This window comes from Cupriavidus sp. 05N40 (assembly GCF_056397305.1).
On sequence record NZ_JBFTND010000124.1, the window covers coordinates 1 to 21,309 of the forward strand.

Genomic DNA, 21,309 nt, shown 5'->3' on the forward strand with positions numbered 1-21,309 from the left:
CCCCTGCTGGCCGCGGGCATGCGCGTGGTGGCTTTCGATGCCCTTTCCCACGGCGCCTCCGATGCGGGTGCGCGTGGTCCCGCGCAAAGTTCGGTGGTGGAAATGTCGCGCGCCTTGCTGGCCACGGCCTGGCATGCCGGCCCCATCCATGCAGCCATTGCGCACTCGCTCGGCAGCGCCGCGCTGGCGCTGGCCGTGCGCGAAGGCCTCCACCTCGAGGCCGCCGTGATGATCGGTCCGCCGGCCGACATGCGCAGCGCCGCGGCCGCGCTCGCCTGGCGGCTTGGCATCGCCCCGCAGGTGCTGGACCGCATGCAGCAGAACAGCGAGCGCTGGCTGGGCATGCCCTGGTCGGCCTTCAACGTGCCCGCGCTCGGGCATACGCGGCCGGTACCGCCGGCGCTGGTCATCCATGACCGGCAAGACAAGGAAGTCGACTGGGAAAACGGCGCAGCCATCGCCGGCGCCTGGCCGGGCGCAAGCCTGATGACGACCGACGGGCTTGGACACCGGCGCGTGCTGCAGGATGCGGCAGTGATTGCGCGCGCGGTGGCGTTTGTGAGCAGTGCCGGTGCCCCGGCGCGCCCTGTCGCCCCATCCCGCGCCGCCCCTGCCGAGGCTCACGCCTAGTACGGTTCCGATGCTGATGCTGCCTCCCGGTCATTGTCGCCTGCACCGGGGGCCAGCCGCGGCACACGCCTCCAGACCTTGCCAGGCAAGACGGGGTGCGTGGCATTGCCACGTACCCCGAGCGGAAGGATGGTCGGAACGTCTGGCCGTTAATTGCATATCATTCCGTTAGCGCCCCGCACAACAGGATGCGAGGCGGCATCACGCAGACGGGCCAAGGCCCGCCTGCCCGCCTCAAAACCCTTCCAGCACCAGCTTTCCGATCGTCTGACCGCCCTCGAGCATGGCATGCGCGCGCCGCAGGTTTGCCGCATCGATGCGCCCGAGGTTTTCCCCCAGCGTGGTCTGCAGACGCCCGGCGTCGATCAGGCGCGCCACTTCATTGAGCAGGCGATGCTGCTCGATCATGTCCGGCGTGCCGAACATCGAGCGGGTGAACATGAACTCCCAGACGAAGGTCGCGCTCTTGCTCTTCAGGTCGCCGACCGGCAGCGCGCTGGCATTCTCCACGATCGAGCAGATCTTGCCCTGGGGCGCGATCACGGTAGCCATCGCCGGGAAATGGCGATCAGTGTCGTTGAAGCAGAGGATGTAGTCGACGTCGGCAAAGCCCAGGCCGCGCAATTGCCCGGCCATGTCGCCGCGATGGTCGATGGTGTGGTCGGCGCCGAGCTTGCGGCACCAGGCCGCCGATTCGGGACGCGACGCGGTGGCGATGACAGTCAGGCCCGCCAGGGTCTTGGCCAGCTGGATGCCGATGGAACCCACGCCCCCTGCCCCGCCGATGATCAGCACCGAGCGCCCGGCATGCCCGCCCTGCGGCGACACGCCCAGCCGGTCGAACAGCGCCTCCCAGGCCGTGATGGCCGTCAGCGGCAGGGCCGCGGCGTGGGCAAAGTCGAGCGAAGCCGGCTTGTGCCCGACGATACGCTCATCGACCAGGTGGAATTCGCTGTTGGTACCGGGGCGCGTGATGCTGCCGGCGTAGAAGACCGGGTCGCCCGCCTTGAACAAGGTCACTTCCGGCCCGACCGCGGCGACCGTGCCGGCGGCGTCCCAGCCAAGCACGCGCGCTTGCGGCTCGACCTTGTCCTTGGGGGCCCGCACCTTGGTGTCGACCGGGTTGACCGCGATGGCCGCGATCTTGACCAGCAGGTCGCGGCCTTCCGGCACGGGGGTGGCGATATCGATGTCCACCAGGGACTCAGGGTTGTCGATGGGCAGGTAACGCGTCAGGCCAACAGCTTTCATTTTCGGGCTCCTTCATGCAGGTTCGGCGCTGACGAACACATCGATGCGCCATGGGCACAGGGTAGCCCCGATCATCTGCATTGATTAGCCGGAAAATACAACAAGGACTTTCCGCGAAATCAGGAAAGTCCTTGCCAGGCTTCAGGTTCCGGCGCAGCTCACGCTCAGGTGAGGTCTTCCGGCACAGCCCGGTAGCCCATCGGCGCAGTGGTATTGGCATGCACGTACTTCCTGGCATGGGCCTCGCGCATCGGCTTGAGCACGAACATGGCGAGCAGCGCGGACAGCCCGGCCATGCCCGAAGCCAGCATGAACACGGCGTGCCAGTCGCCGGTGGCGGCGGTGATCACGCTGGAGAACGGCACCAGCAGCGCCGCGGTGCCCTTCGCCGTATATAGCAGGCCGGCATTGGTCGCGGCGAACCTGGGGCCGAAGGTGTCGCCGCAGGTAGCCGGGAACAGACTGTAGATCTCGCCCCAGGCGAAGAACACGACGCCCGTCAGCACCACGAACGCAACCGGGTTCTGCCCGTACCTGGCCAGCAGCAGGATGCCGACCGCCTCGATCGCGAAGGCCAGGAACATGGTGTTCTCACGACCGATATTGTCCGAGATCCAGCCGAAGAAAGGCCGGGTCAGGCCATTGAGCACGCGGTCGATGGTGAGCGCGAAGGTCAGCGCCGGCAGCGTCAGGCCGAGCAACGAGACGGGCATGCCGTCGAGGCCGAAATCCTTGGCGATGGGCCCGAGCTGCGCCGTAGCCATCAGGCCGCCGGCCGCCATCATCACGAACATGGCGTACATGACCCAGAAGATGGGCGACGACAGCACCTGGCGCGGCGAGGCGTTATAGGTCGCGGTCTTGACTGCGTCCTTGACCTGGCTGAGTACCTTGGCCGAAGGCGGATAGAGGGCCATGCCCAGGAAGAACACGATCAGCCCCTGGCCCAGTCCGAACCACAGGAAGGTGGCTTCGTACCCGCTGGTCTTGATCATGTTGGCGATCGGCACAACCGTGAGCGCCGAGCCCGCGCCGAAACCCGCGGCGGTAATACCCGCTGCCAGTCCGCGGCGGTTGGGAAACCACTTGAGCGCATTGCCGACGCAGGTGCCGTATACCGCGCCCGCGCCGACCCCGCCGACCGCGGCGGCGAAGTAGAGCATCGGCAGCGACGAAGCGACTGAATTCAGCGCCCACGCCACCGCGCACAGCAGGCCGCCGCCCACCACCACGGGGCGCGGACCGTATTTGTCGACCAGGTAGCCTTCGATCGGCACCAGCCAGGTCTCGGTCACCACGAAGATCGTGAAGGCGACCTGGATCGCAGTACGTCCCCAGTGGTACTTGTCGTCGATCGGATTGACGAAGAGGGTCCAGCCGTACTGCATGTTGGCGATCATCGCCATGCAGATCACGCCAAAACAAAGCTGTACCCAAGGTGAGGCAAAGCGTGACTCGGGCGCGTTTTGCTGATGTTCCATGGTGTGCCTCCTGGTGGCGGGACATGCCGCCTTGTTTTGGGAAGGATGTCTTTTGACACCTCTTGCGGGATGCGCTCACGGCTGCCATGTCCGGGCGCTCCTTTCCGGAGCCCTTCTCTGGCGCGGCTTCCCGGCTGCCTGGGGTCGTTTCAGTGCTATACAGTATGTGATATATCAATATAGTCAAGATGCTTTTCAGCCACCCGGCGGCGGCCCGAAAACGGTCGCGAATGCGCCCCGGCAGCGCCCAAACCCGCGGCCAAGCCCACTGGTGCGCGACACGCATCAACGCCGCCGCGCGACAGGCACGATGGTGCTGACGGATCAATGACTTAGGTCATCGCGGCGCATCAATGGAACGGGGGGAGCAGCGCCTGGCGCGAGGCGAGGAAAGGCGGGGGGAAGGGGCGCGGATGGGCGCAGTCGCCGGGTATCCGGGAAAGTCCCTAGAACAAGTCAGGCAAGGAGGGCGCCGGATGTTCTCAATGTACGGGAGGGAGATGTGATCGGGGCGGCGTGCATCTGGCCCGGAATACTGCACAGGATCGCAGCATGCAGCGGCCAGGAGGGCCTGTTGGCAATCATCGGCGAGGATGCCATGCGGGCTCGGGCCGCAGGCCGAACGGCCCGCCGCCCTGCCCCGCCGGCAGCCTCACGCACGGGCCAGTTGCGGTTCCGCGCCAATGCCGGTGGCAGCGGCACGCGGGCGGCCAATGCCAGCCTTTTCCTGCGACGCGCCAAGTCCGGCAAAGCGGCCGTGCTCCTGCGCGCGCACCAGCACGGCGGTTGGCACGCGAGTGGCGATCAGGAAGGTGACGCCGACGCCAAGGGTGAGCAAACCAAGAGCGAGGCCGAGAAGAAGAACGCTGTCCATCAGAAAACTCCGGTATGGATGGTGAGTAGGAGTTTTCATTATATGCTGCATCGCACTATGTGTAAATATCCTGTATGTAATATATCACGTCGAGTTTTGTAACTACGCGACACCGCCGCGGGCAGTCGGCCGCGCCCTTGCGAGCGCGGCCCGCATGCAACCGGCCCGCCGCGCCTTACCCGACCCGGGCCATCCGCGCCTGTTCGTACTCCATGCCGCGCAGCGCATCCCAGATGGCGGCTGCGTTCGGCTTGAGCGACCGGCTCTTGCGCCGCACCAGCATCACCGAGGACGTTACCTGGGGCCGCAACGGCCGCATCACCGTGGCCGGGCTCAGGCCAGCCGAGTGCGCGCGCGACGGTACGATGCCGATGCCCAGTCCCAGCGCCACCATGCCGAAGATCGCGGCGAAATGGCCGAGCACCTGCAGCGATCCCGCGCGCACGTGATACACGCCGAAGGCCTGCTCCACCGCCGGCTGGATGCCCGAACTCTGGTCCAGCATCAGCACGTTCGCATCGTTGAGATCGCCCCACCCTATCGCTTCGCGCGCGGCAAGCGGATGCTGGGACGGCAGCACGGCATGGAAAGGATCGGCGCAGAGCGCCTCGCAATAGAGATCGTCGCCTGCCTCGGGATTGGTGGCGATGCCGAAATCCACCTCGCCGCTACGCACGCCTTGCAACACGCCGTCGTGCGAACGGTCCTTCAGGCAGATGCCGATGCCGGGCCAGGCCGTGCGGCAGCCCGCCAGCCAGCCCGGCACCGACATCGACGACAGCACCGGATCGGAGGCGATCTGCACCAGGCCCTGGCATGGCCTRCCAGTGCCCTGGCTTTCCCGCAGCGTCTGCTCGACCTCCTCGATCAGGTGGCAGATGCGCTGCGACAAATGCTCTCCGGCGTCGGTCAGTTCCACCTGCCGCGTGGTGCGGTCGAACAGGCGCTGGTCGATCTCGTCTTCGAGCTCTCGCACGCTGCGGCTAATGGCCGACTGCGTGAGCCCGAGTTCGGCCGCGGCGCGGGTGAAGCTTTTCTGGCGGGCTACGGCGGCAAACGCCTTGAGCTGCGGAAGCGAGATATTCATGATGCCCCCTTCTATATGCGCGATGCCCGGCCACCGGGGCCGGGCTGGTGCGTCAGCGATTCTCCGGAAACGGCGCCCTACTCGCTCTTGCGGGGCGACAACCCCGCGAGACAGGCCGCGCTGTCGGCGCCCACCGGCACCGTATCGCCAGCATGACCCGTGATAAAGCGCCTGCGCATCGGCGCGAGTATGAATTTGGCGGACAGCCCCGCGGCAATGGTCACGAGCGCAGCCACCGTGAAGACGGCATCCCATCCGCCGCGCGCCGACAGCACCGAGGCCAGCGGCACCAGCATCGCTGCCGTGCCCTTTGCGGTGTAGAGCGTGCCGGCATTGGCCGCCGCGAACTTGCTGCCGAAGGTATCGGCGCAYAGCGCCGGGAAGATCGAGAAGATCTCGCCCCAGAACAGGAAGGTCAGCGCGGCGAACGTCATGAACCAGTACGGGTTATGGCCGAACTGCATCAGCCCGAGCAGCGACAGCCCCTCGCCGATGAAAATGAAGAACATGGTGTTCTCCCGCCCGATCCGATCGGAGATAAAGCCGCACAGCGGCCGGGTCAGCCCGTTGCAGAGGTTGTCGATCGACAGCGTCATGGTCAGCAGCGGCAGCGTGAAGCCCAGCATCGTCACGGGCATCGAGGCGAAACCGAAATCGCGCGCGATGGGACCCAGTTGCGCGGTGGCCATGATGCCGCCCGCGGCCACCGCCACGAACGAGGCATAGATGACCCAGAACACCGGCGTCCTGACCATGCGCCCCGGCGTGAACTCGATCGGGTTGGTCAGCACCGCCCTGGCCGCCACGGCGCCTGCTGGCGGGCGCGGCTTGACCAGGAGCAAGGCCATCAGCAGGATGCAGACACCCTGCAGGATCCCGAACGTGATGAAGGCATGCTCGTAGCCCGAGCGCTGGATCATGTTGGCGATGGGAATCACCGTGAGCGCGGAGCCCGCCCCGAAGCCGGCCGCGGTCAGGCCGGCGGCAAGGCCGCGCTTGTCCGGGAACCACTTGAGCGCGTTGCCCACGCAGGTGCCGTAGACCCCGCCCGCGCCGATGCCCGCGATCACTGCCGCCAGGTAAAGCTGCGGCAGGCTGGTGGCATAGGCATTGATGACCCATGCCAGTCCCGCGCACACCGCGCCGCAAGCCACCACCGGGCGCGGTCCCAGCTTGTCGACCAGCCAGCCTTCCAGCGGGACCAGCCAGGTTTCCGTCACGATGAAAATGGAGAATGCTATCTGGATCGCCGACTCACCCCAATGATGCTTGGCGTTCATCGGCCCGACAAAGAGTGTCCAGCCATACTGGAGATTGGCCACCAGCCCCATGCAGACCACGCCGATCGCCAACTGGAACCAGCGATTGCGAAGCCAGCCGGAGCGGCCGTGGGCGGAGGCCGCCGTCGTGTCGTGCGTCATGTCGTGTCTCCTGCATAGTGCTGTCGCGCTCTGCGGCGCGAAGGGAAGGCTTCTCTGCTAGGGGGAGCCCTTGGTCACTACTGATTGAGCGCGCCTGACATTGCGGCACGTGCATCCGTGGACTGATGCTAGGTCAAACTAAGTTCGACACAGCATAAAGTTTTTTATTATTATCATTAACGATCCCTTATACATCGGGCGGAACAGTGCATGAAGAACGCGACGCTGCGCCAGCTGAAGGTTTTCGAGACGGTTGCCCGGCACCTGAGCTTCTCGCGCGCCGCCGAGGAGCTGCACCTGACCCAGCCCGCCGTATCCACGCAAGTGCGGCAGCTGGAGGGGCATGTCGGCCTGCCGCTGTTCGAGCAGCTGGGCAAGAAGATCTATCTCACGCCAGCCGGCATCGAGATGCTGAATTACAGCCGCAGCATCATGCAGCAATTCCGCGAAGCGGAAGATGCCATGTCGCAACTCAAGGGCATCTCCGGCGGACGGCTCAACGTCGCCGTCATCAGCGCAGGCGACTATTTCTTCCCCCGCCTGCTTGCGCAGTTCATGCAGCGCCATGACGGCGTCACGCTGAATCTTGCGGTGCACAACCGCGAAGAATTGCTGCACCAGCTTGCCGGCAACCTCACCGACCTTGCCGTGATGGTGAGGCCGCCCGAGGGCATGGATACCATCAGCGAACCGTTCGCGCCCCATCCCTACGTGATCGTCGCCGCGCCCAACCACCGACTGGTGAGCGAGCGCAACATCCCGCTGGCGGCACTGGCCGACGAGGCCTTCGTCGCACGCGAGAAGGGCTCGGACACCTGGAACTCCATGCAGGAAGGCTTTGCCGGGCGCCTGTCCAACCTGCGCATCGCCATGGAGATCAAGAGCACCGAAACCATCAAGCAGGCCGTGATCGCGAACATGGGCATCGCCTTCCTGTCCGCCCACACCGTCGGGCTCGAACTGCAGACCGGCAACCTGGCCGTGCTCGATATCGAAGGCTTCCCGGTGATGCTCAACTGGTACGTGGTACACCGCAAGAACAAGCGCCTGCCGCCGGTCGCGCTCGCCTTCAAGCATTTCCTGATGGAAGAAGGCGCCAGCCTGATCCAGCGCATCACCGGCGTGGAGAAGCTGATCAGGCCACAGCGTCAGCCGTAGTGGACAGACGCGCGGATCGATCCCGAATCCATAAACGATTCATTATGATTTCATGATCTAACTTTAATTATCGTTAATTGATCGACAACCCTAAGCTTCGACTCAGGCCAACCCCTGCAAAGCGCCCGAAGGAGTCCGATCATGAACCAGATCCAGTCCGCAGCCCCCGCCGCCATCCATGCCGACGCCGCCATCGCGCCCCGCGCGGTCGACAGTACGCTCGACGAGCGACAGCTAGCCGCCTACAACGCAGCCTTCACCGAACTGGGCCTGCGCTTTCGCTGGGACCGCGAGATGTTCGCCTGGCTGTGCGGCATCGAATGCGAGCAAAGCCGCATTGCGCGCTATATCGAGCAATACCATGCGCACCTGCTCAAGGCCTACGATGCCGAATTCCTCAGCCGGCTGATCTTCGACAAGAAATGCGACTACCTGCGCGCCATGGCGAGCCAGGCCAACTGAGCCGGGCCACCGCGAAGCGCCGCCCGCCGGCGCTTCGCTCCCCCCTGGCACCGCCCCCCCGAATCGCTCCGATAGTGCGCTGGCGCACTTAGCCTGCGTGCGTGGCCCGCTAATGTCGACCTACCTGTCGAAACAATGGGAGGCGGCCATGGAGCCCTCGCATTCGGTACGCGGAAGCGGTGCGCCTGCCACGCTCGCGGAACGCCGCGAAGGCGCCTTCGCCAGTACGCGCGACCTGCCGCTGCAGACCTGCCCCATCGAGGCCGCCTGGATCCGTGCCGGCGAGCCGCAGTCGCGTGCCGCCACGCACTCGCGCTCGATCGACGGCATGGCCAGCACCAGCCTCTGGGAATGCACCGGCGGCGCCTTTCAGTGGCACTACGGCTGGGAGGAAACCGTGCTGATCCTGGAGGGCAAGGTCAAGGTGACCAGCCCGGGCGGGCGCGTCCATATGCTGCAGCCTGGCGACATTGCCTATTTCCCCGCCAATACCACGTGGCTGTGGGAGGTGGACGGCTATGTGCGCAAAGTGGCGTTCTGCCGCCGGCAAGTGCCCGTCACGCTGCGCCTGGCCACGCGCGTGCTGGCGCGCCTGAACGTCACCAACCACCTCGGCGAGGCATGCGGCACGGTGCTGGCCAGGCTGCGCCGCCTGCCCGCGCGGGCAGGCCTGCGCGATACTTCCGCGCTGACACTGCTGATGAGCCTGCCACTGTAGGCATGCCGGAGCCGGGCGCGCGCACAGCCACGCCGCGGCCCGGCGGGCCACCGGCCTAGCCGCGCATGTGGTTGACCAGCGCGCCGATGCCGTCGATGCTGACCTCGACCACGGCCCCGTCCTTCATCGAACCTACGCCGAGCGAGGTGCCGCAGGCAATCACGTCGCCGGGCATGAGCGTAAGGTCCTGCGAAATCAGGCTGACCTGCTGCTCCGGCGAGAAGACCAGGTCGGAAAGCGGATAGTTCTGCCGCTCCGCCCCGTCCAGCCGCGTGATCACGCGCGCCGCGCGCCAGTCCAGTTCCGTGACGATGGCCGGGCCGATGCAGCCAAAGGTATCGAAACCCTTGGCGCGGCACCACTGCGGGAAATTCGGGTCTGCGCCGATCAGCTCCGCCGCGGTGACATCGTTGACCACGGTATAGCCGAAGATATGCGTCGCGGCCTCTTCCGGCGCCACGTTGCGGCAGCGCCGGCCGATCACGATGCCGAGTTCGCCTTCGTACACGATCTTGCCCGCGTAGCTGCGCGGCCGCAGGATGGCGTCGCCAGGACCGGCCAGCGAACTTGCCGGCTTGATCAGGAACAGCGGGTGCCCTGGCACGGGCTTGTCCAGCTTGCGCGCCAATGCGTGGAAGTTGTTCCACAGCGCCACCACCTTGCCCGGCTCGCACGGGCTGAGCAGGCGCAGGCCTTCGCGCGCCAGCATGGCGCCGGTGGGGCGCGGGTTCGCAAAGCCGGGGCCATCGTATTCGGCCACGCGATCGCCCTCGATGCGTCCGAAGCCGGTCTCGCCATCGCCTGTCTGGAAGCGGATCCAAGTCTGCACGGAAAACTCCTCCGGCGGGCGCGGCTCCCCGCCGCTGCCCGCCTTTGTGCCGCGTTGTCGTCGTCAGGGCCCGCTCGGCGCGCGCCCCTCTCCCCTGGGTCGATGATTCAGATCTTCCCCGCCCCGCGCGCCCACTTGTATTTGGCGCCCAGCACCGCAACGGGGATCTCGGTCGAGTAGGCATAGGCTGGCACGCCGTGTTCGTACAGGTACTCTGCGGCCTCCTCCACCTGCACGTCGCCGGCCAGCGAGGCCACGATGGGCTTCTCGATGCCGCGCGCCGCCATCTCTTGCTTCACCTCCACCACCAGCTTGGCGAACACCATCGGCGGCGTGATGATGGTGTGCCAGTAGCCGAGGATGATGGCGTGGATGCGCGGGTCTTCCATGCCCAGGCGCAGCGTGTTCTTGTAGGTGGAAGGCGGCTCGCCGCCGGTGATGTCGACCGGGTTGCCGGCCGCGCCGAACGGCGGGATGAACTTGCGGAACGCCGCGTCGAGGTCGTCCGGCATGGTCATCAGGGACAAGTTGTTGTCCACGCAGGCATCCGACAACAGCACGCCGGAGCCGCCGGCGCCCGTGATGATCACCACGTTCTCGCCCTTGGGCACGGGCAGCTTGGGAATGCCGCGCGCGTACTCCAGCAGATCGCGCAGCGAGCGGGCGCGAATCACGCCGCACTGCTTGAACACGTCCTCGTAGATCTTGTCGTTGCCGGCCAGGGCGCCGGTGTGCGAGCTGGCGGCGCGCGCGCCCAGGCTGGTGCGCCCGGCCTTGAGCACCACCACCGGCTTTTTCCTCGAGACCCGGCGCGCGGCCTCGGCGAAGGCGCGGCCGTCCTTCAGGTCCTCGCAATGCTGGGCGATGATCTCGGTGTGCTCGTCCTGCTCGAAGAAGGTCAGCAGGTCGTCTTCGTCGATATCGGACTTGTTGCCCAGTCCGACGATGGCGGACACGCCCATCTTGGCCGAGCGCGAGAAGCCGATGATGGCCATGCCGATGCCGCCCGACTGCGACGACAGCGCCGCCTTGCCCTTGACGTCGTATGGCGTGCAGAAGGTCGCGCAGAGATTCTTCGGCGTGTAGTAGAAGCCGTAGATATTGGGCCCCATCAGGCGGATGCCGTGCTTGCGCGCAATGGCCACGATCTCTTCCTGGCCGTCCACGTTGCCGGTCTCGGCAAAGCCGGACGGAATCAGCACCGCGCCGGGGATCTGCTTGCGGCCCACTTCCTCAAGCGCGCCTGCCACCAGCTTGGCGGGAATGGCGAACACCGCCACGTCCACCTCGCCCGGCACATCGAGCACGCTCTTGTAGGCGGTCATGCCCATGATCTCGCCGCCCTTGGGATGGATCGGGTAGATCTTGCCCTGGTAGCCGCCGTTGATCAGGTTCTTCATCACCGAGTTGCCAATCTTGCCGTCCTCGGCGGAGGCACCGATCACCGCCACGGCATCGGGCCGCATGATCCGGTTCATCTGCTGCACGATCTCGTCCTGGCCCGGCCGGTAGCGTTGCGGCTGCGGCGCGAAATCGACCACGATGCGCACGTCGGCGGCGATGGCGCCGTCCTTGCTGGCGAACACCGGGTTGAGGTCGAGTTCGGCGATCTCGGGGAAATCGTTCACCAGCTCGGACACACGCCGGATCATGCCGGCCAGCGCCTCGCGGTTGGCCGGCTCGGCGCCGCGCACGCCTCTGAGCACCTCGGCCGCGGCGATGCCGTCAAGCATCGACAACGCTTCTTCCTCGCTGGCCGGCGCCAGGCGGAAGGTGATGTCCTTGAGCACCTCCACCAGCACGCCGCCCAGGCCGAAGGCCACCAGCTTGCCGAAGGAAGGATCGGTGACGGCGCCGATGATGACCTCCTGCCCGCCGGTGATCATCTGCTGCACCTGTACGCCCACGATATTGGCCTGCGCGTTGTACTTGTGCGCGTTCTCGACAATGCGCAGGTAGCCGTTCTCGACTTCGGCGGCATCCTTCAGGCCGACCAGCACGCCGCCCGCCTCGGTCTTGTGCAGGATGTCCGGCGAGACGATCTTCAGCACCACCGGATAGCCCATCTTCGCCGCCAGCTCCACCGCGCCGGTGGGTGTCTTCGCCACGCCTTCGCCGGGCACGGCAATGCCATAGGCGTCGCACACCAGCTTGCCTTCAGGCGCCGTCAATGCGTCACGCCCCTCTTGTTTCACAGCGGCGAGAATCTTCCGCACCGCGTCTTTGTCGTGTGCCATGTCAGGTCTCCAACTGTTCATGGTTTGCATCGGGATGCACCGCCCCGCGCCCTCGCGGTCGACGCGAGGGCGGGCGGCTTGCGGATCTACTGCGGGGAAGTAACCGAGACTCGTCTGCTCAGACCGCGCCGGCTGCGCGCAGGGCTTCGATCTGCGTGGGCGTGCGGCCCAGCCAGTCGAGGATCTCCTCGGTGTGCTCGCCCAGCAAGGGCGAGCGCTCCACCGTGACGGGCGAGGCCGACAGCGTGATGGGGCAGCCGAGCTGCACGTACTGGCCGCGCTCCGGGTGGTCCRGCTCGACCAGGTAGCCGCGCTCGTACATCGACTTGTCCTCGATCAGATCCTTCATCGAAAGGATCGGCCCGCACGGCACGTCGAGCTCATTGAGCGCGTCCATCACTTCGAACTTGGTACGCGTGCGCGTCCATTTCTCGATGATGGAGAAGCATTCGTCCAGGCATTTGAGGCGGGCCTCCGGCGTGGCGAACTGCGCGTGCGTGATGAGATCTTCGCGGCCGCACAGGCGCATCAGCGGCTCCCAGCCTTGCGGCTGCACGATCACGTAGACGTAATCGTTGGCGCCGCCCGGCGCGCAACGCAAGGCCGCGCCCGGCTGCCCGCCACCCGACGCATTGCCCGCGCGCGGCACGAAGTCACCGAACTCCTGGTTTGGATACTCGCGCATCGGCCCGGCGGCCAGGCGCTGCTGGTCGCGCAGCTTGACCCGGCACAGGTTGAGCACCGAATCCTGCATCGCCACTTCCACGCGCTGGCCGCGCCCCGAATGCTCGCGCTGCAGCAATGCCGCCAGGATGCCGACCACGCAGTGGATGCCGGTGCCGGAATCGCCGATCTGGGCACCGGTCACCGTCGGCGCGCCTTCCGCGGCGCCGGTGGTGCTGGCCGAACCGCCCATGCATTGCGCCACGTTCTCGTAGGCCTTGCAGTCAGCGTATGGCCCCGGCCCGAAGCCCTTGATCGAAGCGTAGATCAGGCGCGGGTTGAGCGTCTGCAGGCGGTCCCAGTCGAAGCCCGCGCGGTCCAGCACGCCGGGGCCGAAATTTTCCACCAGCACGTCGCAGCGCTGCACCAGGTCCTCCAGCAACGCCTTGCCTTCCGGCGTCTTCATATTCAGCGTCAGGCTGCGCTTGTTGGAATTGAGCATGGTGAAGTACAAGCTGTCCGCATTGGGCACATCGCGCAGCTGGCTGCGCGTGATGTCGCCGCGCCCGGGCAACTCCACCTTGATCACATCGGCCCCCAGCCACGCCATCAGCTGGGTGGCCGAAGGGCCGGCCTGCACATGCGTCATGTCCAGGATCCGCACACCGTCCAGTGCCTTGTCCATCATTGTCTCCTCGCCGCCTGGTTACTTGTACATGGTCTGGTTCTTGGTGCCCGGCGCGTACTCGCGCGGGTCCACCCAGATATTGATCACGGCGGACTTGCCGGTGCGCTGCACCGCCTCGCGCCCGCGTTGCAGCGCGCCTGCAATGGCGCTGGCCTCCCGCACTTCCTCGCCGTAGCCGCCCAGCATCTCGGCGAACTTCGAGAACGGCACGTCCGACAGCAGGTTGCCCACGTTGCCGCGCTCTTCGCCGTACTTGGCCAGCTGGCCGTAGCGGATCTGGTTCATCGCCGAGTTGTTGCCGATCACCGCCAGGTAGGGCACACCGAAGCGGTTGGCGGTCTCCATGTCGAATGCAGTCATGCCGAAGGAGCCATCGCCGTAGAAGCAGAGGATCTCCTTGCTGGGGTTGGCCAGCCCCGCGGCGATGGCGAATCCGGTGCCCACGCCGAGCGAACCGAGCGCGCCGGGATCCATCCACTGGCCGGGCCGGCGCGGGCGCACTGCCTGCGCGGAGATGGTCACCACGTCGCCACCGTCACCGATATAGACAGTGTCGTCGGACAGGAACTCGTTCAGTTCATAGGCCACGCGATAGGGATGGATCGGCGAGTTCTCCGAGCGGAACAGCGGCATCAGCTTCTCGGTAGCCACGGCCTCGGCTTCGGTCAGCTGGCCCATCCATTTCTGGCGAGCCTGGCGCTTGTCGTTCTTGATGCGCCCGCTGGCGGCCTGCAGCACTGCGCCGAGGATGGCGCCGGGGTCGCCCACCAGGCCGAGGTCGATCTCTCGGTTCTTGCCCACCGTGCGGTAGTCCATGTCGATCTGCACCAGCGTCAGCTCGCGGCTGATGCGCTTGCCGTAGCCCATGCGGAAGTCGAACGGCGTGCCCACGATGATGAGCACGTCCGCATTGGCGAAAGCCTGCGTGCGCGTGCGGTCGAAGTGGTGCGGATCGCCCGGTGGCAGCAGGCCCCGGCTGGCGCCGTTGAAATAGCCGGGGATATCCAGGCCCTTGAGCAGCGCGATCGCTTCCTCGTGGCCGCGCGCGGTCCAGACCTGCTGGCCGTAGAGGATCGCAGGACGCTCCGCGTTCACCAGGATGTCGGCCAGCCGCTCGATGTCCCTTGGGTCGCCGATCGACTTCGTGGAGGCGCGATAGTGGCCCGGCCGCGGGATCACGGCGCGCGCCAGGTCGACTTCACGGTCCAGCACGTCGCGCGGGATTTCCAGGTAGGCCGGCCCCGGCGCGCCGTTGAAGCATTCGCGCGCGGCCATGGAGATCATGTCCGCCACGCGCTCCGTGCTCGGGATGGAGGCGGCGAACTTGGTGATCGGCGCCATCATGTCCACATGGGGCAAGTCTTGCAGCGAGCCCATCTTGTGCTGCGACAAGGCGCCCTGCCCGCCGATATGGATGATCGGGCTCTCCGAGCGGAACGCCGTGGCCACGCCGGTTACGGCGTTGGTGCAGCCCGGGCCCGCGGTAGTCACCACGCAGCCCAGCTTGCCGGTCTGGCGCGCATAGCCGTCGGCGGCATGCGCGGCCACCTGTTCGTGGCGCACGTCGATGATGCGGATGCCTTCGTCCACGCAGCCGTCATAGATATCGATGATGTGGCCGCCGCACAAGGTGAAGATCGTGTCGACGCCTTCGTTCTTCAGTGCCCGCGCCACCAGGTGACCGCCGGAAATCACGCCGGCGTCGCGGGTCTTCTGCTTCAGGGTGTCTTCGGCCGTGGTGGTCTCGGGCCGCGTGGATACGACTGCAGACATGTCTTGGTCTCCTCGTTGACTTGAATGCGACTGGCTGTGACGCGGGACGCCTGCCGGCTGCGCCCTGTCACGACACCCTCTCGCCTGTTACCGCCTTGCTGCCTCTGCCTGGCCGGGCGTTGTGCTCCCGGCCTGCGATGCGCTCGATCCTTTTCGTCGGATCTTGATGACATACGGTATGTGATATATCAACGAAGCTCAAGAGAAATTTGGTGGACACACCTTCGATTTCGACGACGCGCCGCAGCATTTGGACGGCAATAGCGCACAAATGAACTGAATTGCTGAATCTACGTGGATTGATTCCGGTTTCTCACGAGCCGCGGCCCGCCAGTTTTGCCGCCCGGTTGGTTGTCGCCATCGACAGGCTTTTCCTTGTTTCTCTTTGATATATTACATACCATATTTCACAGCGCGATCGCGTCGCGAGCCAATCTCGCGCCGCGCCGGTTCGCGCCCCAACCAGAGCGAGGAGACCTGTGAACATCCACGAATATCAGGCCAAGGAACTGCTGCGGCGGTTCGACGTGGCCGTGCCGCGCGGAGCGGTTGCCTTTACCCCGGAGGAAGCCGCCAGCGCCGCGCGCAAGCTCGGCGGCTCGGTCTGGGTAGTGAAATCCCAGATCCACGCTGGCGGGCGCGGTGCCGGCCACTTCCGCAACGATCCCGGCGGCAAGGGCGGCGTGCGCGTGGTCAAGTCGGTCGACGCGGTGCGGGCGCAGGCCGGGCAGATGCTCGGCGCCGTGCTGGTCACCAGGCAGACCGGCGAAGCCGGGCGCGAGGTGCGCCGCCTGTATGTAGAAGAAGGCTGCGAAATCGCCCGCGCGCTGTACCTGGGCATGCTGATCGACCGCGCCACATCCCGCGTGACGGTGATGGCCTCCACCGAGGGTGGCATGGAGATCGAGGAAGTGGCCGAGCGCACGCCCGAGAGGATCCTCAAGGTGGCGATCGATCCGGCCGCCGGCATCCAGCCCTTCCATGCCCGCCGCCTGGCGTTTGGCCTGGGCCTGTCCGGCAAGCAGGTGAGCGCGGCCTCGCGCTTCATCCTGGCGGCCTACCGCGCCTTCGTCGAACTCGATGCCTCGGTGGTGGAGATCAACCCGCTGGTGGTCACACGTGCTGGCGACGTGATCGCGCTCGACGCCAAGTTCAACTTCGACGACAACGCGCTCTACCGCCACCCCGATATCGAGGCGCTGCGCGACGAGACCGAGGAGGACCCGGCCGAAGCCGCGGCTGCGCGCCACGAGCTGAACTACGTCAAGCTCGACGGCAATATCGGCTGCATGGTCAACGGCGCCGGGCTGGCCATGGCCACCATGGACATCATCAAGCTCTATGGCGGCGAGCCGGCCAACTTCCTCGACGTGGGCGGGGGTGCCACGCGCGAGCGCGTGACCGCAGCCTTCCGGCTGATCCTCGACGACCCCAAGGTCGAGGGCATCCTGGTCAATATCTTCGGCGGCATCATGCGCTGCGACGTGATCGCCGAAGGCGTGGTGGCAGCCGCCCGCGAGATCGACCTGACGGTGCCGCTGGTGGTGCGGCTCGAAGGCACCAATGTGGAACTGGGCAAGGCCATCCTGCATGACTCGGGCCTGCCCATCGTGTCGGCGGATCATCTCGCCGACGCGGCGGAGAAAATCGTCCAGGCCGTACAGGCCGTCCACGCCAACGGGAGGAAATGACATGGCCGTCCTGATCCATCGAGACACCAAGGTGATCTGCCAGGGCTTCACTGGCGCGCAAGGCAGCTTCCACTCCGAACAGGCGGCGGCCTATGGCACGCGCATGGTTGGCGGCGTGACACCGGGCAAGGGCGGCGAGACGCATCTCGGGCTGCCCGTGTTCGACACCGTGGCCACCGCAGTGGACCGTACCGGCGCTGACGCCTCGGTCATCTACGTGCCGCCGCCTTTCGCGGCTGACGCGATCCTCGAAGCGGTGGACGCAGGCATCGGGCTGATCGTCTGCATCACCGAAGGCATCCCGGTGATCGACATGGTGCGCGTGAAGCGCTCACTGTCGGGCTCGGGCAGCCGCCTGATCGGTCCCAACTGCCCAGGCGTGATCACGCCGGGGCAGTGCAAGATCGGCATCATGCCCGGCCATATCCACCGCGCCGGCAAGATCGGCGTGGTATCGCGCTCGGGCACCCTGACCTACGAGGCCGTCGCGCAGACCACCGCCGCCGGCCTGGGGCAGAGCACCTGCATCGGCATTGGCGGCGATCCCGTCAACGGCRCGAGTTTCATCGACTGCCTGGAGATGTTCCTGGCCGACGACGACACCGAGGGCATCATCATGATCGGCGAGATCGGCGGCTCGGCCGAGGAGGAAGCCGCACGCTTCCTGCAGGATGCGCGCAGCGGTGGCCGCGTCAAGCCGGTGGTGGGGTTCATCGCGGGCACCACCGCCCCGCCCGGGCGCCGCATGGGACATGCGGGCGCGATCATCTCGGGAGGCACGGGCACGGCGCAGGCCAAGATCGACGCCATGCGCGCCGCCGGCATCCGCGTGGCGCGCTCGCCGGCCGAGCTGGGCAAGACGATGGCGCAAGCGCTGGCCAGATAGCGCGCCGCCATCTGGCGAAAGGCCGTGGGCGCGGAACGATGGATGTTCCCGCGCCCATGTCGTTCATGGCAGGCGCCCTGCGCGCCTGGCCGCCCGGGGCAAGCCCCCCGGTCTCAGTCCAGGAAGTCGCAGTTCTTCTCGACGTAATCCGCGAGGTCGAGCGAGTGCTGGCGCACGAGTTTCTCGGCCAGCTCCGTGTCGCGCTTTTCCAGCGCCTCGATGATGCGCAGGTGATCGACGATGGAGCGCGAGGCCCGGTCGCTCTGCGAGATCGTCATCTTCCGGATGGCCCGCACATGGACGAAGATATTCTTGATCGAGTCCATGATGATCTGCGACTTCGACAACTGCACGATGGCCTGGTGAAAGGCAATGTTGGCGTCGGAGTACTCCTCGATATGCTCGGCCGGCGTGCCATCGCGGAAGCTGTCGAACATGTGCCGCAGCTTGGCGATCTCCTCGTCGCTGGCATGCAGCGTGGCCAGCCGCGCGGCCATGCTTTCCAGCGCGGCCCAGACCTGGATCATCTCCACGATCTCGCGCTTCGTCTTGCGCATGATGTAGATGCCGCGCCGCGGCACGGTGCGCAGGAATCCCTCCTGCTCCAGCAGCGTCATGGCTTCGCGGATCGGGGTACGGCTCACGCCGAGCGCCTCGCTCAGGACCCGCTCGTCGAGCCGGATCTCTTCATCCGACTGATAGATGTCGGCATCGGAAATGGCCTGTCGCAGCATCGCGTAGGCCTGGTCCCGCAGGCTGGCGCCAGCATTGATGGGCTGGAGAGAGAGGGTCAGCCCGGTGGGCTGTTCAGCGGATTGGCTTTGCGCGGACATGGATAGGCTCGAATTGATACCAGCGCCCCGGCTGCCTCGCGGGGCAGCCGGCGGCTAGCCACCTAGCTTACCAAAAGCGGCCCGGCATGCGCGGAATGCATAGAAAAATGCACAATTGGCATAGATCAGGCAACATTTGGGTGGTGGTTTTGAGTATATGGTATATCACATGGTCGCCATCGCCCTCCCGCGCATCCCACACAAGCCGTCTCAGGCCGCCTGCGCCATGCGCTCGCGCTGCTTGATCAGGCCGAGCACGGTGTCGACCATCGGTGTCGGCTGACTCACCAGCCGTCCCATTTCCTGCACCACCGTGAGCAGCGGATCGATTTCCATGGCGCGCCCTGCTTCCAGGTCCTGCAGCATCGATGTCTTGTGCGCGCCCACCGCGCCCGCCCCATCGATGCGCCGCTCCACGTCGACACGGAAATGCACGCCGAAACGCTCCGCGATGCCCTGGGCTTCGAGCATCATGGCGCGTGACAAGGCGCGCGTGGCGGGGTCGGCCGTGATGACATCCAGCGTGGCATGGGTCAGCGCGCTGATCGGGTTGAAGCACAGGTTGCCCCACAGCTTGAGCCAGATCTCGTCGCGAATGTTGTCGCGCACGGGCGCCTCCAGGCCGGCGGCCACCATCATTTCGCTCAGATGCGCCACCCGCGCCGACTTGTTCCCGTCCGGCTCGCCGAGCGGGAATTTCTTGCCATAGACATGGCGGATCACGCCGGGCTCGACGATTTCCGCCGCTGGGTAAAGGACGCAGCCGATGGCACGTTCGGGCCCCAGCCCGCGCCACTGGCGAGCGCCGGGATCGACGCTCTCCAGCGTCGTGCCGGCCAGCGGGCCGCCGTGCCGATGGAAATACCAGTAGGGTATGCCGTTGACACCGGTCACCACCGCGGTCCCGGGCCCGAGCAAGGGCTGCATCAGATCGACCACGCCTGGCACCGAGTGGGCCTTGAGCGTGATGAACACGTAATCCTGCGGGCCCAGTTCGGCCGGGTCGCTGGTGCAGCGGACCCGTGCCACCCTCTCCTCGCCTTCGATCTGCAGGCGCAATCCGTCTGCCTTCATGGCTGCCAGGTGCGCACCGCGCGCCACCAGGCTCACCTCCGCCCCGGCCAGTGCAAGCTGCACCCCAAGGTATCCCCCGATCGCGCCGGCGCCATAGATACAGATTTTCATGCTGTCGTCTCCTGCTGTCTGATGGATGGATCTTTTGATATATCACATACTACATTCCACAGAGCGAGAGTCAACCTCTATCCGCATGCTTGCCCAAGCGCGATCGTCAGTGCACGGGCGATGCAGGCGTCCCGCACGGATCACACCGCCTACACTTCATCGCATCTTTGTCGCATCACCGCGGAGAATCCACGACGAGACGATGACCTGGGATCACTTGCCGATACCGTTTTCCGAACTTTCCACTTTTTGCCGCGTCTTTCATTGTTCTGCCCATTCGGTATCACTGCGCCAAGGACGACCCGCCTTCGATGATGAATCGCCGCAGCCTGCTCGTTTCCGCCACCGCTTCCGCCGCGCTCGCGGCCCTCGGGGTCACGCCCTCCGTCCTGGCTGCCGGCCGGATCAAGCTGGGCGACGCCCGCCCCTTCAGCTTCGATACCTTGATAGAACGTGCCCGCACCATGGCGGGCAAGCCATACGCCCCGCCCGCCACGGCGCCAGCGGAAATCCTTGGCAAGATCGACTACGAAGCCCACGGCAAGATCCGCTTCAAGCCCGATGACGCCCTGTTCGCGGACGGCCCGGGCCAGTTCCCGGTCACGTTCTTCCACCTCGGCACCTTCTTTCGCCAGCCGGTGCGCATGCATGTGATCGACAGCGCCAAGGGCGTGCCTGCCGCGCGCGAAATCGTCTATGACGAGTCGTATTTCGACATGCCGGCCGACAGTCCCGCGCGCAAGCTGCCGCGCGGCAGTGGCTTTGCCGGCTTCCGGCTCCAGGAAAGCCGCCTCGGCGACCAGAAGAAGCTGGACTGGAAAAAGAACGACTGGGTGGCATTCCTGGGCGCTTCGTACTTCCGTGCCATTGGCGAGCTTTACCAGTACGGCCTGTCCGCGCGCGGCATCGCCATCGACGTGGCGGAGACCGGCAAGCCGGAGGAATTCCCCGGCTTTACGCATTTTTTCTTCGAGCCGCCGTCAGGCAATGCGGACACCGCGACGGTATACGCCCTGCTCGACGGGCCCAGCGTGTGCGGCGCCTACCGCTTCGCCATGCAGCGCGGCAAAGGCGTACTGATGGATATCGACTGCGCGCTGTTCCTGCGCAAGGACGTGGCACGACTTGGCCTGACCCCGCTGACCTCCATGTGCTGGTTTACCGAAGCCAGCAAGGGCACCGCCGTGGACTGGCGCCCCGAGGTGCACGACTCCGATGGCCTGGCGATCTGGAACGGCGCCGGCGAGCATATCTGGCGCCCGCTCAACAATCCGCCGCGCACCATGGCGTCTAGCTTCGGCGACGACAACCCGCGCGGGTTCGGCCTGCTGCAGCGCGACCGCAATTTCGACCACTACCAGGACGGCGTGCACTACGAGCGGCGCCCCAGCCTGTGGGTGGAGCCGCGCGACGGCTGGGGGGCGGGCGCCGTACAACTGTAC

The 21,309-nt window shown here is 66.1% G+C and carries 18 protein-coding genes; 7 read left to right on the top strand and 11 right to left on the bottom strand.

The genetic code is table 11. The features are described from left to right. On the top strand, positions 1 to 630 hold a 630-nt coding region (locus tag AC1DO7_RS25725; RefSeq protein ID WP_477116709.1), incomplete at its 5' end, for an alpha/beta fold hydrolase. Positions 631 to 864: 234 nt separating this feature from the next. On the opposite strand, the gene AC1DO7_RS25730 is transcribed toward AC1DO7_RS25725, so the two are convergent. The 5 genes from AC1DO7_RS25730 to oxlT (AC1DO7_RS25750) form a co-directional block, all read right to left on the bottom strand. After that, positions 865 to 1,881: a zinc-binding alcohol dehydrogenase family protein gene (locus tag AC1DO7_RS25730; RefSeq protein ID WP_441621375.1), complete on the bottom strand. Its 1,017-nt coding sequence runs from the start codon at positions 1,879 to 1,881 to the stop codon at positions 865 to 867. A 164-nt stretch (positions 1,882 to 2,045) separates the two neighbouring features. After that, positions 2,046 to 3,362: an oxalate/formate MFS antiporter gene (oxlT, locus tag AC1DO7_RS25735; protein ID WP_441621377.1), complete on the bottom strand. Its 1,317-nt coding sequence runs from the start codon at positions 3,360 to 3,362 to the stop codon at positions 2,046 to 2,048. Between the two features lie 652 nt (positions 3,363 to 4,014). Then, complete coding sequence (locus AC1DO7_RS25740) at positions 4,015 to 4,236, bottom strand: hypothetical protein (RefSeq protein WP_441621379.1); 222 nt, start codon at positions 4,234 to 4,236, stop codon at positions 4,015 to 4,017. Between the two features lie 175 nt (positions 4,237 to 4,411). After that, positions 4,412 to 5,323 (bottom strand): LysR family transcriptional regulator, encoded by a 912-nt coding sequence (locus tag AC1DO7_RS25745; protein WP_441621381.1) that lies wholly within the window; start codon positions 5,321 to 5,323, stop codon positions 4,412 to 4,414. Between the two features lie 77 nt (positions 5,324 to 5,400). After that, on the bottom strand, positions 5,401 to 6,744 hold the full coding sequence (oxlT, locus tag AC1DO7_RS25750) for an oxalate/formate MFS antiporter (RefSeq protein ID WP_441621382.1): 1,344 nt from the start codon (positions 6,742 to 6,744) through the stop codon (positions 5,401 to 5,403). A gap of 210 nt (positions 6,745 to 6,954) precedes the next feature. Between oxlT (AC1DO7_RS25750) and AC1DO7_RS25755 the strand changes: the two genes are divergently transcribed. From AC1DO7_RS25755 to AC1DO7_RS25765, 3 genes are all read left to right on the top strand, one after another. Then, on the top strand, positions 6,955 to 7,902 hold the full coding sequence (locus tag AC1DO7_RS25755) for a LysR family transcriptional regulator (protein ID WP_441621384.1): 948 nt from the start codon (positions 6,955 to 6,957) through the stop codon (positions 7,900 to 7,902). Between the two features lie 141 nt (positions 7,903 to 8,043). Then, positions 8,044 to 8,364, top strand: coding sequence for an HAD family hydrolase (locus AC1DO7_RS25760; protein WP_441621386.1), 321 nt, complete (start codon positions 8,044 to 8,046; stop codon positions 8,362 to 8,364). A gap of 148 nt (positions 8,365 to 8,512) precedes the next feature. Beyond that, a complete protein-coding gene (locus AC1DO7_RS25765; RefSeq protein ID WP_441621388.1) occupies positions 8,513 to 9,082 on the top strand; it encodes a cupin domain-containing protein in 570 nt (189 codons plus the stop codon). A 55-nt stretch (positions 9,083 to 9,137) separates the two neighbouring features. On the opposite strand, the gene AC1DO7_RS25770 is transcribed toward AC1DO7_RS25765, so the two are convergent. From AC1DO7_RS25770 to AC1DO7_RS25785, 4 genes are all read right to left on the bottom strand, one after another. Beyond that, on the bottom strand, positions 9,138 to 9,911 hold the full coding sequence (locus AC1DO7_RS25770; RefSeq protein WP_441621390.1) for a fumarylacetoacetate hydrolase family protein: 774 nt from the start codon (positions 9,909 to 9,911) through the stop codon (positions 9,138 to 9,140). A gap of 107 nt (positions 9,912 to 10,018) precedes the next feature. Beyond that, the gene (locus AC1DO7_RS25775; RefSeq protein WP_441621392.1) at positions 10,019 to 12,148 is read right to left on the bottom strand and encodes an acetate--CoA ligase family protein; all 2,130 of its coding nucleotides are present in this window, start codon (positions 12,146 to 12,148) and stop codon (positions 10,019 to 10,021) included. 118 nt (positions 12,149 to 12,266) lie between these two features. Continuing rightward, positions 12,267 to 13,499 carry a formyl-CoA transferase gene (frc, locus tag AC1DO7_RS25780; RefSeq protein ID WP_477116710.1) on the bottom strand — a complete coding sequence of 411 codons (1,233 nt, stop codon included), beginning with the start codon at positions 13,497 to 13,499 and terminating at the stop codon, positions 12,267 to 12,269. A gap of 18 nt (positions 13,500 to 13,517) precedes the next feature. Continuing rightward, positions 13,518 to 15,272: a thiamine pyrophosphate-binding protein gene (locus AC1DO7_RS25785; RefSeq protein ID WP_441621396.1), complete on the bottom strand. Its 1,755-nt coding sequence runs from the start codon at positions 15,270 to 15,272 to the stop codon at positions 13,518 to 13,520. Between the two features lie 479 nt (positions 15,273 to 15,751). Here AC1DO7_RS25785 and sucC point away from each other — a divergent pair, with 479 nt between their 5' ends. Together sucC and sucD are read left to right on the top strand one after the other, a co-directional pair. Then, on the top strand, positions 15,752 to 16,963 hold the full coding sequence (gene sucC / locus AC1DO7_RS25790) for an ADP-forming succinate--CoA ligase subunit beta (protein WP_441621398.1): 1,212 nt from the start codon (positions 15,752 to 15,754) through the stop codon (positions 16,961 to 16,963). A gap of 1 nt (position 16,964) precedes the next feature. Further along, positions 16,965 to 17,849 (top strand): succinate--CoA ligase subunit alpha, encoded by an 885-nt coding sequence (sucD, locus tag AC1DO7_RS25795; protein ID WP_477116711.1) that lies wholly within the window; start codon positions 16,965 to 16,967, stop codon positions 17,847 to 17,849. Positions 17,850 to 17,962: 113 nt separating this feature from the next. Here the strand turns inward: sucD and AC1DO7_RS25800 are convergent, their stop codons facing one another. Both AC1DO7_RS25800 and AC1DO7_RS25805 read right to left on the bottom strand, forming a co-directional pair. Further along, a complete protein-coding gene (locus AC1DO7_RS25800) occupies positions 17,963 to 18,682 on the bottom strand; it encodes a GntR family transcriptional regulator (protein WP_441643491.1) in 720 nt (239 codons plus the stop codon). Between the two features lie 210 nt (positions 18,683 to 18,892). After that, positions 18,893 to 19,867: a 2-dehydropantoate 2-reductase gene (locus AC1DO7_RS25805; protein WP_441621404.1), complete on the bottom strand. Its 975-nt coding sequence runs from the start codon at positions 19,865 to 19,867 to the stop codon at positions 18,893 to 18,895. Positions 19,868 to 20,178: 311 nt separating this feature from the next. Between AC1DO7_RS25805 and AC1DO7_RS25810 the strand changes: the two genes are divergently transcribed. Then, positions 20,179 to 21,309: OpgD/OpgG family glucan biosynthesis protein (locus AC1DO7_RS25810; RefSeq protein ID WP_477116712.1), on the top strand; the 1,131-nt coding region annotated here is incomplete at its 3' end.

Excerpts from the sequence above, each read along its gene's own strand:
- AC1DO7_RS25730 (WP_441621375.1), bottom strand. The coding sequence starts at position 1,881 with ATGAAAGCTGTTGGCCTGACGCGTTACCTGCCCATCGACAACCCTGAG.
- oxlT (WP_441621377.1), bottom strand. The coding sequence starts at position 3,362 with ATGGAACATCAGCAAAACGCGCCCGAGTCACGCTTTGCCTCACCTTGG.
- AC1DO7_RS25740 (WP_441621379.1), bottom strand. The coding sequence starts at position 4,236 with ATGGACAGCGTTCTTCTTCTCGGCCTCGCTCTTGGTTTGCTCACCCTT.
- AC1DO7_RS25755 (WP_441621384.1), top strand. The coding sequence starts at position 6,955 with ATGAAGAACGCGACGCTGCGCCAGCTGAAGGTTTTCGAGACGGTTGCC.
- AC1DO7_RS25760 (WP_441621386.1), top strand. The coding sequence starts at position 8,044 with ATGAACCAGATCCAGTCCGCAGCCCCCGCCGCCATCCATGCCGACGCC.
- AC1DO7_RS25765 (WP_441621388.1), top strand. The coding sequence starts at position 8,513 with ATGGAGCCCTCGCATTCGGTACGCGGAAGCGGTGCGCCTGCCACGCTC.
- AC1DO7_RS25775 (WP_441621392.1), bottom strand. The coding sequence starts at position 12,148 with ATGGCACACGACAAAGACGCGGTGCGGAAGATTCTCGCCGCTGTGAAA.
- AC1DO7_RS25785 (WP_441621396.1), bottom strand. The coding sequence starts at position 15,272 with ATGTCTGCAGTCGTATCCACGCGGCCCGAGACCACCACGGCCGAAGAC.
- AC1DO7_RS25800 (WP_441643491.1), bottom strand. The coding sequence starts at position 18,682 with ATGTCCGCGCAAAGCCAATCCGCTGAACAGCCCACCGGGCTGACCCTC.
- AC1DO7_RS25805 (WP_441621404.1), bottom strand. The coding sequence starts at position 19,867 with ATGAAAATCTGTATCTATGGCGCCGGCGCGATCGGGGGATACCTTGGG.